Source organism: Methyloceanibacter sp., assembly GCF_051306395.1.
Lineage (GTDB): Bacteria > Pseudomonadota > Alphaproteobacteria > Rhizobiales > Methyloligellaceae > Methyloceanibacter.
In genome coordinates this window covers 1-12978 of record NZ_JBPPND010000141.1, presented here as the reverse complement: position 1 = coordinate 12978, position 12978 = coordinate 1, and the positions used below count along the sequence as shown (strand labels likewise).

Genomic DNA, 12978 nt, shown 5'->3' with positions numbered 1-12978 from the left:
GCCACGGACCTTCGTGCCTCGGTCTCGTTGATTATTGCGGGTCTTGCCGCGCAAGGTGAGACGCTGATCGGCCGCGTTTACCACCTCGATCGCGGTTTCGACCGGCTCGAGGAGAAATTGCGCAAATGCGGCGCGCAAATCGACCGGCTTTCCGGTTAGCCTCGCCTGCGCTATTCCTTCTGCCTCAACCTCGAGAAGCATGGTAACCCCATGCTGGAGCCCATCTTTATCGCCAGTGATTCTTGCCAATGACCCCGCTTAAGCTGCTCGCCCTCGACGAAGAAGATCTCCAGGTCGTCTCCTCGCATCTTCAAGACGCCGTCGTGCGCGTGGGCGATATGGCCTATGTGCCCTCTCAGAAGCGCTTTGCCGCCATTCTCAACCGCTTTGACTGGGAGAGCGCCAAGCAGGACAGCGGCAATTATCAGCGGCGCCGCACGGCCTTGCGTTTCGACCGGGTGCTCCGCGCACAGCACCGGGATCTCCGGCCGGAGAAGCCCGACCGCGTACTGTCGCTGCTGGCGGTACAGTTCGAGGCGGGCGATGCGCCGAGCGGCAAGGTCACGCTTCTGTTCTCCGGCGAGGTGACCATTCAGCTCGACGTGGAGTGCGTGGAAGCGGAGTTGCGCGATCTCGGGCCCGCCTGGGCGACGCGGAACAAGCCGGAACACCCGGGTGAGGACGCCGTGGAGCCGGAAGGGTCCGAAGCCTCCGGCGCATAAGGACACCCATGGCCCAGATGCTTGATACGCGCGATGGCGCCTTCGAGGCGCGCTTCCAGGCTCTGCTCGGCATGAAGCGGGAGTCGTCCACCGACGTGAACGACGCGGTGGCCAAGATCATCGCGGCCGTGCGCGAACGCGGCGACGCGGCGCTGATCGACTTCACGAAACAATTCGACCAATTCGATCTGGCCGAGACCGGCATCGCCGTCTCTGACGATGATATCCAGGCGGCGCTCGCCCTGGTCGACGACGAGACGGTCGATGCCCTGAAGCTCGCCCATGCGCGCCTTCTCGATCATCACAAGCGCCAGCTGCCGCAAAGCGAGTCGTACAAAGACGAGATCGGCGTGGAGCTCGGCCAGCGCTGGACACCTGTCGCCTCCGCCGGGCTCTACGTGCCGGGCGGCACGGCGAGCTATCCGAGCTCCGTCCTGATGAACGCGGTGCCCGCGAAGGTCGCAGGCGTGGAGCGTCTCGTCATGGTGGTGCCGAGCCCGCGCGGCGAATTGAACCCGCTGGTGCTGGTCGCCGCGGCGCTGGCCGGCGTCGACGAGATCTATCGCGTCGGCGGCGCGCAAGCCGTCGCCGCGCTCGCCTACGGCACCGAGACCATTGCGCCCGTGGTCAAGATCGTCGGGCCCGGCAACGCCTATGTCGCCGCTGCCAAGCGGCAGGTCTTCGGCCAGGTCGGCATCGACATGGTGGCGGGGCCGTCCGAGGTCGTGGTCATCGCCGACCGCGACAACGATCCCGCCTGGATCGCGAGCGATCTGCTTGCTCAGGCCGAGCACGACACCGCAGCCCAATCCATCCTCATTACCGACGACGTAGAGTTCGCGGACGCCGTGGGGCGGGCCGTGCAGGCGCAGCTCGAGACGCTGCCTCGCGCGAAGACCGCGCGCGCGAGCTGGGACGAGTTTGGCGCGGTGATTTTGGTGGAGAGCCTCGCCGAGGCGCCCGCCATCGCCGACCGTCTGGCGCCCGAGCATTTGGAGATCGCCACCGACAACGCCGACGCGCTTGCCGCCGAGATCAAGGACGCGGGCGCCATCTTCATCGGCCGCTACACGCCGGAAGTGATCGGCGACTACGTGGCCGGCACCAATCATGTTCTGCCCACGGCGCGCAGCGCCCGCTTCGCCTCGGGCTTAAGCGTGCTCGACTTCATGAAGCGCACCTCGCTGCTGAAGCTCGACGCCGAGAGCCTCAAGAGCCTTGGGCCCGCCGCGATGAGGCTCGCGCGCGCCGAAGGGCTCGATGCCCACCGCCGCTCCGTGGCCATCAGACTCAATTTGCCGGACTAGCCATGACCGACGCCGAGGAACCCGAGGACAGGACATGGCCCGAGAGCGCGCGGCTGATCGAGGTGACTCTCGATGAGGTCTCGCTCGGCCGCGACAATTCGGAGGTCGAGCATGAGCGCGAGGTCGCCATCTTCGACCTGCTGGAGAAGAACGCCTTCACGCTGGAAGGCCATGACGGCGAGGGCCCGTACACGCTGCATCTGTCGCTGGCCGACAACCGCCTTGTATTCTCCGTGGCCGACGCGGACCGCGTGCCGCTCCAGCACGTCATGCTTTCGCTGTCGCCCTTCCGCCGCATCGTGAAGGACTACTTTCTGATCTGCGACAGCTATTACGCCGCGATCAAGACGCAGCCCGCATCGAAGATCGAGGCCATCGACATGGGCCGCCGCGGGCTCCACGACGAAGGCAGCCATCTTTTGATGGAGCGGCTGAGGGGCAAGGTCGCGGTCGATATCGCCACCGCACGGCGCCTCTTCACGCTTCTTTGCGCGCTTCACTGGAAGGGCTGATCGAGGGTGGGCCAAGGCGGCGATCTGCCAGGCGCGGTCCTCTTCGCCTGCAGCCGCAACGCCGTCCGCTCGCCCATGGCAGCCGCCATCCTCAAACATCTCGCCGGCAAGCGCATCTATGTGGACTCTGCGGGCGTGCGCCCCGGCGAGCCGGACCCGTTCGCCATCGCCGTAATGGAGGAGATGGGTGTCGACATGTCGCGCCATGAGCCGGCGTCGATCGGCGATCTGCACGATCTCAGCTTCGATCTCGTCGTCACGCTCGCGCCGGAAGCCCAGCACAAGGCTCTCGAGCTCGCCCACGGCTACGCCGTTGACGTGGAGTACTGGCCGACGCCCGATCCCACTCTGGCTAGCGGCAGCCGCGAACAGATTCTCGACGCTTATCGCGACGTCCGCGACCGGCTGTTCGCCAAGATCAAGCAGCGCTTCCGGCTGGCCGGTGCGCCTGGAGTTTGAAACAGGCCGGAACGGCGTGTGTCCTGGCGCGTTTCCCCTCGAACCCTACGAGGAGAAAACAATGCCAAGTGCCGCGGAAATGAAGGCGAAATTCTGGAATGCGCTCGAATCCGACCGCACGATCATGCTCGGTCTGCAAGGAAACGAGGACGTCCATCCCCGGCCCATGACGGCCATGGTCGAGGACGAGAGCGGGCCCATCTGGTTCTTCACCGCGAATGACACCGAGATCCCCAGGGCTGTGGGCTCGGCGGCCGGACGCGCGGTCGCGACCTTCGCCTCCAAGGGGCACGATCTATTTGCCACGGTGCACGGCACGGTTCGCGTCGATAACGACCCGGCCAAGATCGACAAGTTCTGGAATTCCTATGTCGCCGCGTGGTTCGAGGGCGGCAAGAACGATCCGAAGGTCACGCTTCTGCGTCTCGATCCCGAGCATGCCGAAATTTGGCTCGATGAGTCGAGTTTCCTCGCCGGGATCAAGATGCTGTTCGGCGCCGATCCAAAGGAAGAATACAAGGACAAAGTCGCCGAAGTCGGCCTGCGCTGACCTCAGAAAATGGCTGCGGAAAGCAGCGGGGCTGGAACGAGTTTACGTCTGTGTCGTTTCCCTCCCTGCGAGGGAAGGAACTGCGCATATGACGGACACACCCAGAGACACGCAAAACGCGGGCCAGCAGCCCTACGAGAACGGCGATCTCGCTTCGGATGAAGCGATCGAAAGCGCCGCTCTTGCCGGGGCTGCGGCGGTTCAACGCTTGGTGGCGGAGCGCAACGAGTTGCGCAACCGCTTGGCCGGCCAGCAGAGCGAGCTTTCCGCGCTGCGATCCGTAAACGAGGACCTACGCCGGCGGCTGCTCGCCATTCACCAGCACTATGTCGAGATGGCGAAGCGGGTGGTCGGCGATTTGGAGCAGGTCGACGGCACGATTCGCGAGGTGACTCAGGAGGCATTCGAGAGCACCCCCAAATGGGAGGAAAAGGCGAAACCGGCGTCTCTCGCACAGCGGCTAGCGGACGCGGATGCGCCGGACCGCGCCCATGGACCCAACGGCGCGGCTCAATCGTGATCGTGAGGCGCATGTCTAGTCATTCGCGTCGACGTACTTTTTGAGGGCCGCGAAGTCCATCACCGGCGCGATCTGGTGAACGTTGAGGTCGGTCCAGGGCTCGAACAGCTTCATGATGGCCTCGGCACTATCTGCCTCGAAGATGGACCACGTCTCTTGCTGGGTGAGTGCGATCCAGGCGCCGATAAGCTTGACGCCCTTTGGCTCCACGATGCCATCGTCCTTGAAGCGTGCGATGACCTCGTCCCGGCTTTCCGGGTCGATTGTGACATAGCAGACAAACAGCATTGGTTTTCTCCGGTGAAATAACTGCCGTGCTGCGCCGAGCCGGACCAATCTGAACGATCCTACGGCACGTCTGTTAAAGAAATTCGGCTATCCCTCTCCAGCGCTTATCGATCGCGCAAAAACAGCTTCAAGACAACTTGGAGGCGAGCGAACAGCATGACTTTCGATAAATTAGCGACAATCTCCGTCCTTGCGCTGACGCTCTCGGCGGGTGCGGTCACGCTTCCCCCCGTCGCCGCGGCCTGCACGCGGGCGCTCTACACCGGCTCCGACGACATGGTGATTACCGGCCGGTCGATGGATTGGATGCAGGACATGCAGACCGACCTATGGGCGTTCCCGCGCGGCATGGCGCGCAATGGCGCGGCCGGGCCGGACTCGCCGAAATGGGTCTCGAAATTCGGTAGCGTCATCGCCTCGGGCTACAATATCGCCAGCGCGGACGGGATGAACGAGAAGGGCTTGGTGGCCAATCTGCTCTACCTGGCCGAGTCCGATTACGGCAGCCTCGACGGCAAGCCGCCGATGTCCATCGGCCTTTGGGCGCAATACGTGCTCGACAATTACGCGACGGTGGCTGAGGCCGTGGATGGCTTGCAGGCGCAGCCCTTCCGCATCATCGCGCCGAAATTGCCGAATGGCTCGGCGGCGCAGCTCCATTTGTCGGTTTCCGATCCGAGCGGCGACTCGGCGATCTTCGAATATATCGGCGGCGATCTCGTGGTCCATCACGGCAAGCAATATGTGGTGATGACCAACTCGCCGACCTACGACCAGCAACTTGCGCTCAACTCGTACTGGGAGAAGATTGGCGGCCTGAAATTCCTACCGGGCACGAACTCCGCGCCGGACCGCTTCGCACGCGCGTCCTTCTTGATTGGCGCAGTTCCCGGCAAGGCCGATCCAAACTTCATCTCGGCTGTGCCCGAGGGCACATACGCCAACCAGGCCGTCGCCGAAGTGATGTCGGTGGTCCGCGCCGTCAGCGTGCCGTTGGGCATCACCACACCGGACGAACCCAACATCGCCTCCACCCTATGGCGCACGGTCTCAGACCAGAAGAACAAGGTCTATTTCTTCGATTCGGCGACGACCCCGAACACATTCTGGGTGCCGCTGGCGGATCTGGATCTGTCCGAAGGCGCGCCGGCCAAGAAGCTGGCGATCGCCGGCGGCAAATATTATTCGGGCAACGCCGCCGAGCACTTCGAGGAGGCCACCCCCTTCCAGTTCATGCAGGCCGATCCGGCAGCGAACTGACACAAGCAAGTCTGCGAGGGCCCGTGCTGACGGGCCCTCGAGCCAGACAAGACTCTGCCGCGTTTTGTCCTTAGGTTAGCCACCCCGGCGTCGTTTCGCCGGGGTTTTTACGAGCTCGAAGGGGAAAACGTTGCGACGCATACTCATCGGCCTTGCGGCTCTTGTCATCCTTGGCGTTGGGCTCGTATTCGTCGCTCCCTACTTCATCGCCACCGACGATCTGCAGAAGAGGGTGCTTGCTCAGGTGGAGAGCGCCACGGGCTATCGCGTGCGCGTGGATGGCCCGATGCGCATCACCTTGTTCCCGTCTCTCGATCTCGTGGCAAAAGATGTCGGCATTGCCGGGCCCTCGGCCGGCGGTTCCGCCGAGTTCATCACCGCACGCACCTTGAAATTTGGCTTGCTCGCGAGCGGCCTGTTGAGCGGCAAGGTGCAACTGACCGAGGTGGAGCTCATCGATCCGGTCGTCACGCTACCGCTGACTGGCGGTAACACGCCGGATCCTGGCGCCGGTTCGGAAGGCGCGTCCGAGCAAGGCGGTCTCCGCGCCCTCAGTCTCGATAAGCTCATCGTCCGCAACGGTACGGTGGTCATGCCGCCGTCCGGCGATGGCGCGCCAGGAAAACAAATCACCGCACTCGACGCCGAGGCGTCGCTTCCATCGGGCAACGGTTCCCTGACTTTTGACGCGTCAGCTGCCTATGACGGCGAGCGCGTGACTGCCACGGGCTCCATCGGCAGCTTCGCCCATTTTGTGGAAGGCGGACCGGTGCCGGTCAAACTTGTGCTCAGCGCTCCGGCCGTGCTCCCGCACCAAGTCACGGTCTCCGCTGCGGCGTCCAACAAGGACGGGGTGTTCAAGCTCGCCCAGTTCCAGGCGCAGTACGGGCCGCACGCGCTGACCGGCAACGCCACCTATGGCGACGACACGCTCTCCATCACGCAAGGCACGTTCGACAAGACACCATTCTCGGGAACGGCGAACCTTGCCGGCGACAAGCTCTCCGTGGATGTGGAAGCCGCGCCCGAAGGAAAACCTTTCCGCGTCACCGGTTCGCTCGGGAGCCTCGACCGGTTTCTTGCCGGCGGAGAAGCGCCTCTCGAACTAGGTGTCAACGCGCCGGACCATCTCCCGGCGCCGGCCTCTCTCTCGGGCAACGCCACATATAAAGACGGGACCTTCGCGCTTTCTCGGTTCAATGTCGTCTCCGGCGAGGACACCGCATCCGGCGCGGCATCCTACACGGACGATCTGCTTTCGCTCAGCAACGTCACGGCGGTTATCGGTGGCCGGACGATGACCGGGCGCGCGACATACCAAGACGATACTGTCAGTCTTGATGTCACCGTCGACGTCGACGGAAAGCCCGCCAAGGTCACGGGCTCGATTGGCGGGATCGAACAGCTCATCGGCGGAGAGCCCGCGCCGATCAAGCTTGCCATTGACGCACCGTCCCATCTTTCCGCCAAGGCCTCGGTTGATGGCTCCGTCTTCTACAAGAACGACACGCTTGTGCTCAGCGGGATCACCGCAGTCTCCGGGCCCAACACGGTGACGGCGAACGGAACCTACAAGGACGACACTCTGGTTCTCGATCCGATCACGGCTAGTTCCGGCGATCAAAGCGTCTCAGGCACGGTGGCTGCGAATCTCGCCGGCGACGTGCCGAGCATCAAGGCGACACTGACGGGGACATCGACAGGGAAGGCGGCCTCCGCAAACGCCGAACCGGCTGCCGAGGTGGCAACGGGGCAGGACAGTGAAGGCGAGAAAAACGCCGCGCCGGCGCCGTCCCCCGCACCCAATCCTCTGGCGCCGCTAGGAGGCGAGACGGAAATCGCCGTGGCGCCGCCGGCCAAAAGCGAGGCCGAATCCGCGGCGCCCGCGCCTGCGCCCGTGACCGCACCACGAACCCGCGGTCTCGGTTGGAGAACGGAAAAGCTCGGCGTGTTGGCGCTGAAAGGCGTCGATGCCGATGTCGACCTGACGCTCAATCAGTTCGTCTATGAAAAGATCAAGATCGGCGCGGGGACGGCCAAGGTCACGCTTTCCGGCGGCAAGCTCAGCGTCAATGCGCCAAGCCTCAAGGCCTATGGCGGTGGCGGATCGCTGGCGCTTTCGATCGATGCGAGCGGCGCGGCGCCGGTCCATCGTCTGACCGTCGCGCTCGCCGGGCTCGAGGCCTATCCATTCCTCAGCGACCTCGCGGAGTTCCGCACCATCGAAGGCAAGGCGGCCATCGCACTCGACCTCAGCGCCAGCGGCAACAGCGAACACGCCTTGGTCTCAAGTCTCAACGGCACGGCGAAGTTTGAGTTTACGGATGGCGCGTTGCGCGGGCTCAACGTCGCCAACATGCTGCGCACCCTGACGACCGGCATTCTCACGGGCTGGCAGTACAAGCAGGAGGCAAAGACTGTCTTCAGCAAGTTCGGCGCCGGCTTCCAGATCGCAAACGGCCAGGCGCAGACCGACGATTTGCGGCTGTTGGGTCCGCTGGTTTCCATCGGCGGCGTAGGCACCGTGGATCTTCCGGCGCAGCGCCTCAAGTTCCGCATCAACCCGTTCATGCTGGCGAGCGTCGAGAGCCAAAGTGGCAAGAACAATATGCTCGGCTTCCCTGTGCCCATCGCCGTCACGGGGCCGTGGGATAATCCCGCCATATATCCCGACATTGTCGGCGTCCTGGAGAACCCGGTCGTCGCCTATCAGCAGCTGGACAAGCTCGGCGGCGGCTTGATTTCCATGCCGACGAATTTGCTCGGGCTGGATACGGGCGACGGCGGGCTCGTGGAGAAGAGCGTCGCCGTCCCGACCGCCATCACCAAGGGCGTGGTCGGCGGCATCGGGCAGATGCTCGGCGTGAAAAAGAAGGACGCGGCCCCGCGGACGGACGGCGCGGCTCCGCCTACCGCCGATGCGGCTTCCGCGCCTGCCGCGAATGGCCAATCCGCTGCACAGCCGCCTGAGACGGAACCTGCCCCGGCGGCCGAACAGCAAGCGGCACCCGAGCGACAGGCTGCCCCGAAGCAGGACAGCGCGCCTGGCTTCGGGGGCAGCTTCGGAAACTAATCCGTCAGCTTAGTAGCCTCGCAGCTCGGAGATTTGTCCGAGGCTCAAGCCGCGAATGTCCTCTTCTGTGAGCGTCCAGACGCCCTCGCGTTTTGCCTTTTCCTTGGCCGCCAAGAATATGGCCTCGGGCGCGGCAGCGTAAGCGTGAGAGTCGGCCGCTGCGAGCGTCAGCCCCGGTTTCCTTGGCGGAAGAGGCGGCGGCAGCGCAGGCTTCATTGGCGGGAGCGGCGGCCGCCAATCGGCGAGCAACCGCCCCGACGCGCAGAATTGCGGGTTCTTGATCACGGGTGCCCGCTCGCTCACGCCGGCGAAAAGTGTCGATTTGCCGCTTGCCCGCACCACTTCGTCCCAACAACCGTACTCGTTGCAACGATTATAGGTGAAGCAGATCGGGCAGCTTGTGTCGTTCTTCAGCTTGAATTGATGCTTCCCTTTCGCGCGCGACGATGTGGCCGACGTCGCTGCCAAAGTCTCAATCCCTCTTGCGAGCTTTTTCAATTCCTTTGCGAGCTGTGTGCAATCGGCGTTCGGTTCGCGGCTGCACGCGTCTTCATGAAGGAAAGGTGCGAGCATTGGTGACTGAGGCCGCGGAACGGCTTCTGAAATAACATCGATCTTGGCCGCGCCGCCTTGGAGACATTGCGCCTGTTCCACGGAAAAAGGTCTATGGGCCTTGCCCTTGACCAGGTCCCTAAACTCGTCCTGAAGGCCGACGATGATCGTATAGTTTCGCTCTTCGCTGTAGGGGCTGCCGTTCTTCGCGCGCGGTCCGACGGCCACCAAAATTCCCCTTAAGATGAGACGGCCTTCGCCGTCCGAAACCGGGCGTCCGTCCTTGAGAGCGAAAACCGCGCCGCCAGACCCTCCCTCGTCGAGGTCGATTTCACCGTAGTAGAACGGCGGCCCGCCCCAAAATCCGGTGGAGACGCTTCTGATCGTTCCCTTGGCGAGCACAGGTTCCCGGAGCGAGATTTTGTTCAAGCTGTTCCGCTGGTACCCGGTCGCCGAAAAGATCTGTTCCCCCTCGGACAGGAAAATATCGTTGTTGATCGCGAACGAACCGCAGTCCTTCAATTCGCGCTTCAGGCGAACGACGATAAAATCCTCGTTGTTCAGAAAATATCCCTTCCTCTGGTCCTTCTCGATCACAATCGGAACGGCCACGTTTCTATGCAGGAAGCTGCGGAAGCTGCAGCTTCCCGAGGACACCGGCCCGCCTTTGCCTTTGGAGAAGACGTGCTTCGCCGTGACCAGCAGGTCCGGTCTAAGCACGCTCGACGCGGAGCCAAAAACCGTTTCTCCCCGGTTGTGACACACGATCCGCCCCGTGCAGGCCATCAGTTGTTTCGTCTCGTCGGGTGAGAGCCTGATGCCGAGCTTCGCCTCGCTCTGGCTCAAATTCCAGCGCCCGTCGAGGAGCTTCGAGCTCCCTTCCTTGGCGTAGATCAGGACCCGATGGAGCAGCGAGAGTCGAGAGGAGACAGAGTCGGCCTGGGAGCGCCCCGTCATGAGCGGCGAAGCGTCGGCCGCACATGAAACGAGCGCCACCATGATGGCTGCCAATGCGCTAACGCCGAGGCCCTGTCTCAAGGTTCCCCCCCTCGGGTGCTCGACCCAGAACAATCTACTCGCTCCAAGCTACGCGCTTAACGTCTCCGTGTGGATGACAGCTTGATGACAGCTGCAATTTCCTTGCGCCTTCAGGCGTAGAGATCCTCCCGCGTCGGCGGCAGGCCCGACGCCCCTCGTGCGCGCTTTGTTGCGACCGTCTGGAAGATGCCGAGCGTGCCGCGCTCGAAGGCGAGGGCGCAGCCGGCAAGATACATCAGCCAGATCTTGGTCTTTGCCTCTCCGGCCTCGCGATAGGCGGCGTCCCGATTGGCGTAGAGCCGTTCCGTCCACAGCCGGCAGGTCCGCCCGTAATGCTCGCGCCAGCCTTCGGTGTCGTGAATTTCGAACCCGTTGCGCTCCATCGCGTCGGTGCTGCCGCCGATATGGTCGAGTTCGCCGCCGGGAAAGATGTATTTCACCATAGCGCGGAACTCAGGGCTGCCCTTGCGGAACTTCTTCTCGGTGGCCTTCATCGGCCGCACGATGGCGTGATGCAGATAGATGCCGCGTGGCTTCAGAAGGGATCGGATATGACGAAAATAGCCGTCGCGGTTGTCGAGCCCCACATGCTCGAACATCCCGATCGACGCGACCTTGTCGAACTCGATACCCGACAAGTCGCGGAAGTCGCGCAGTTCGATCGTGACGCTGTCCTGTAGGCCGAGCCGCTTCACCTTCTCGGTGGCGAAGTCGAATTGCGCCTCCGACAGTGTGACGCCATGCGCCCGCACGCCGTAATGCTGGGCCGCATGGCACACCAACCCGCCCCAGCCGCAGCCGATGTCGAGCATCCTCTCGCCCGGGCGCAGCCGCAGCTTGCGGCAAGACATGTCGAGCTTCGCGATCTGGGCCGTGGTGAGGTCCGCTTCCCAATCCCGGAAATAGGCGCAGGAATAGACCATCTCCGGGTCGAGGAAGAGCGCGTAGAAGGCGTTCGAGACGTCATAGTGGAACTGCACTTGCGCCTTGTCGTCGCGGCCCTTCCCATGCTTCGCGGCTTGCACGCCGGTATAGGCGTGTCCCTGGCCGCCGCCGCCGGGCCCGAAGACGAAAGGCAGGAGCGCGCGAATCGCAAGCCTCTTGTCCAACCGCTTCGCCAATCCTCGCGTGGACCCCGACCCGGCCCGGGCCGCAAGGTCGAGCAACGTCCCGCCTTCGAGGTCGAGCGCACCCTCGGCGATCAGCTCCACCAAGGTGGGCAGGCGCGGCCGGCGCACCAGGCGCGTCAGCGCCCTTGGAGTCGCGATTGAGAGCGTCAGCCCGTGATCCGCCGTGTCGTGATCCGCCTTGCCGAGATCAGACTTGGGCGACAGGGGAATCACCGTCCCGTCCCACAGCCTGATCGAGAGGTCGAGCGGCGCCACTTCGGCCACATGTTCCGCGAGGCGGCGCAGCGCCCCGACACGGCGATCAGCTTTCCCCATGCTGTCCGATCCTGTTTGCTATGCCCGCGCCGTAGCGGCGGGCGAATTTGCGAACCCATTAGCAAGCGCCGCAAAGTGTGACCCTCACCCGTCGCCCTGCTTTTACTTGGATAGAGACTTTACCGCCACCGCTCTAAGCGTGTTTGCGCCTCCTCCTGAAGCCTGGCCGGCACGATCCAAAAGAATAACTTCGGTTTGGCCCGCCGGGCTTAGGTCGATAAGGTCAGGCCAGCAGCGGACCACCCTTGGAAGAACGAGGTTGAGGATGAAAAAAAGCGTCTGTCTGAGCTTGCTTGTCGCAGCGATGTTCTCCGCCAATGTGGCTCGTGCCGACGAGACCTGCACCAAGATCGTTGCGACGGGCCATCCCGACTATCCCGTCATGGCCTTCAGGGTCGGGGACGACATTAAAGGCGCGGCGCCACTTCTCATCGCAGAGATCGCGAATGAACTCGAAGTGCCGTTCGAATCCAAATACATGGGCTCGTGGTCCGAAGCGCAGTCAGCAACGCGCGAGGGCAAGGCCGATATGATCATTGGCGTGTATTACAACGACGAGCGGGCCCAATATCTTGAATATGTCGAGCCGCCGTTTGCTTACGATCCGGTCCAAATCTTCGTCTCAAACGATGACCCGATCGAGTTCAATGGGCAGGACGATCTCATCGGCAAGAAGGGCGTAGCGAATAAAGGAGAGAGTTTTGGTACGACGTTTGACGCCTTCCTGAAGGACAAGCTCACGGTCGCACGGGTAGACGGGCTGCCCGCCGCGTTCGACGCGCTCACGTCAGGTGACGCCGACTACGTGATCGCGGCCTACTACCCGGGGACTGCCGAGCTGGTGCGGCTGGCGCTAAGCGACAAGATCCAACCGCTGGAGCCGGAGCTACTTTCGGAGGAGTTGTTTGTGGCCTTCTCGAAGAAGTCTCCCTGCGTTGGGCTGTCCCCGAAGTTCGGTGAGGGCATCACGGAAGTGACGGAGGACGGTCGCTTTCGCGAATTGGTGCGCGCCGCCCTTAGGGAATGGGACGCCCAGAGCGTCCAGGACTAACCAGCAATCGCCCCGCTACGAGGCCCAGGTCCACCTCTTGGCGCGCAGGGACATCAGCCTGACGTCCCCTTCTGACCGATGCTGTCGATAAAGGCGTTGAGAGTGGCGCCGAACGGTGATTCCGTCTGCTGAGGGTTGGCGACGGAGGACTGGGCGATGATGGGTCGGCAGAGGCGGGACCAGGGCAGGCTGTTCTACGAG

At 63.3% G+C, this 12978-nt stretch carries 12 protein-coding genes and 1 pseudogene; 10 read left to right on the top strand and 3 right to left on the bottom strand.

Translation table 11 applies throughout. From position 1 onward, the window contains the following. The 7 genes and pseudogenes from ACSLE4_RS07365 to ACSLE4_RS07335 form a co-directional block, all read left to right on the top strand. Positions 1-159: pseudogene (locus ACSLE4_RS07365) on the top strand (UDP-N-acetylglucosamine 1-carboxyvinyltransferase); the annotation flags it as partial. A gap of 89 nt (positions 160-248) precedes the next feature. Next, positions 249-722: a DUF2948 family protein gene (locus ACSLE4_RS07360; protein WP_435903828.1), complete on the top strand. Its 474-nt coding sequence runs from the start codon at positions 249-251 to the stop codon at positions 720-722. Positions 723-730: 8 nt separating this feature from the next. Continuing rightward, positions 731-2029, top strand: a complete 1299-nt coding sequence (gene hisD / locus ACSLE4_RS07355) for a histidinol dehydrogenase (protein ID WP_435903827.1) — start codon at positions 731-733, stop codon at positions 2027-2029. Positions 2030-2031: 2 nt separating this feature from the next. Continuing rightward, on the top strand, positions 2032-2541 hold the full coding sequence (locus tag ACSLE4_RS07350) for a UPF0262 family protein (protein ID WP_435903826.1): 510 nt from the start codon (positions 2032-2034) through the stop codon (positions 2539-2541). A gap of 6 nt (positions 2542-2547) precedes the next feature. Further along, entirely contained in the window at positions 2548-3000 is a 453-nt protein-coding gene (locus tag ACSLE4_RS07345) for an arsenate reductase ArsC (RefSeq protein ID WP_435903825.1), read from the top strand. 61 nt (positions 3001-3061) lie between these two features. After that, positions 3062-3550 (top strand): pyridoxamine 5'-phosphate oxidase family protein, encoded by a 489-nt coding sequence (locus tag ACSLE4_RS07340; protein ID WP_435903824.1) that lies wholly within the window; start codon positions 3062-3064, stop codon positions 3548-3550. An 88-nt stretch (positions 3551-3638) separates the two neighbouring features. Further along, positions 3639-4070 (top strand): hypothetical protein, encoded by a 432-nt coding sequence (locus ACSLE4_RS07335; RefSeq protein ID WP_435903823.1) that lies wholly within the window; start codon positions 3639-3641, stop codon positions 4068-4070. Positions 4071-4085: 15 nt separating this feature from the next. Here the strand turns inward: ACSLE4_RS07335 and ACSLE4_RS07330 are convergent, their stop codons facing one another. Next, entirely contained in the window at positions 4086-4358 is a 273-nt protein-coding gene (locus ACSLE4_RS07330; RefSeq protein WP_435903822.1) for a DUF3303 domain-containing protein, read from the bottom strand. A 156-nt stretch (positions 4359-4514) separates the two neighbouring features. On the opposite strand from ACSLE4_RS07330, the gene ACSLE4_RS07325 reads away from it, so the two are divergent. Together ACSLE4_RS07325 and ACSLE4_RS07320 are read left to right on the top strand one after the other, a co-directional pair. Then, positions 4515-5618 carry a linear amide C-N hydrolase gene (locus tag ACSLE4_RS07325; RefSeq protein WP_435903821.1) on the top strand — a complete coding sequence of 368 codons (1104 nt, stop codon included), beginning with the start codon at positions 4515-4517 and terminating at the stop codon, positions 5616-5618. A gap of 130 nt (positions 5619-5748) precedes the next feature. Further along, positions 5749-8691 carry an AsmA family protein gene (locus ACSLE4_RS07320; protein WP_435903820.1) on the top strand — a complete coding sequence of 981 codons (2943 nt, stop codon included), beginning with the start codon at positions 5749-5751 and terminating at the stop codon, positions 8689-8691. A 9-nt stretch (positions 8692-8700) separates the two neighbouring features. Here ACSLE4_RS07320 and ACSLE4_RS07315 read toward each other — a convergent pair whose 3' ends face one another. Together ACSLE4_RS07315 and ACSLE4_RS07310 are read right to left on the bottom strand one after the other, a co-directional pair. Beyond that, positions 8701-10281, bottom strand: coding sequence for a S1 family peptidase (locus tag ACSLE4_RS07315; protein WP_435903819.1), 1581 nt, complete (start codon positions 10279-10281; stop codon positions 8701-8703). A gap of 110 nt (positions 10282-10391) precedes the next feature. Further along, entirely contained in the window at positions 10392-11726 is a 1335-nt protein-coding gene (locus ACSLE4_RS07310; protein ID WP_435903818.1) for a class I SAM-dependent methyltransferase, read from the bottom strand. Positions 11727-11991: 265 nt separating this feature from the next. On the opposite strand from ACSLE4_RS07310, the gene ACSLE4_RS07305 reads away from it, so the two are divergent. Then, positions 11992-12777, top strand: coding sequence for a substrate-binding periplasmic protein (locus ACSLE4_RS07305; RefSeq protein WP_435903817.1), 786 nt, complete (start codon positions 11992-11994; stop codon positions 12775-12777). The last annotated feature ends 201 nt before the right edge of the window (positions 12778-12978 follow it).

Excerpts from the sequence above, each read along its gene's own strand:
- ACSLE4_RS07325 (WP_435903821.1), top strand. The coding sequence starts at position 4,515 with ATGACTTTCGATAAATTAGCGACAATCTCCGTCCTTGCGCTGACGCTC.
- ACSLE4_RS07330 (WP_435903822.1), bottom strand. The coding sequence starts at position 4,358 with ATGCTGTTTGTCTGCTATGTCACAATCGACCCGGAAAGCCGGGACGAG.
- hisD (WP_435903827.1), top strand. The coding sequence starts at position 731 with ATGGCCCAGATGCTTGATACGCGCGATGGCGCCTTCGAGGCGCGCTTC.
- ACSLE4_RS07310 (WP_435903818.1), bottom strand. The coding sequence starts at position 11,726 with ATGGGGAAAGCTGATCGCCGTGTCGGGGCGCTGCGCCGCCTCGCGGAA.
- ACSLE4_RS07340 (WP_435903824.1), top strand. The coding sequence starts at position 3,062 with ATGCCAAGTGCCGCGGAAATGAAGGCGAAATTCTGGAATGCGCTCGAA.
- ACSLE4_RS07350 (WP_435903826.1), top strand. The coding sequence starts at position 2,032 with ATGACCGACGCCGAGGAACCCGAGGACAGGACATGGCCCGAGAGCGCG.
- ACSLE4_RS07360 (WP_435903828.1), top strand. The coding sequence starts at position 249 with ATGACCCCGCTTAAGCTGCTCGCCCTCGACGAAGAAGATCTCCAGGTC.
- ACSLE4_RS07305 (WP_435903817.1), top strand. The coding sequence starts at position 11,992 with ATGAAAAAAAGCGTCTGTCTGAGCTTGCTTGTCGCAGCGATGTTCTCC.
- ACSLE4_RS07335 (WP_435903823.1), top strand. The coding sequence starts at position 3,639 with ATGACGGACACACCCAGAGACACGCAAAACGCGGGCCAGCAGCCCTAC.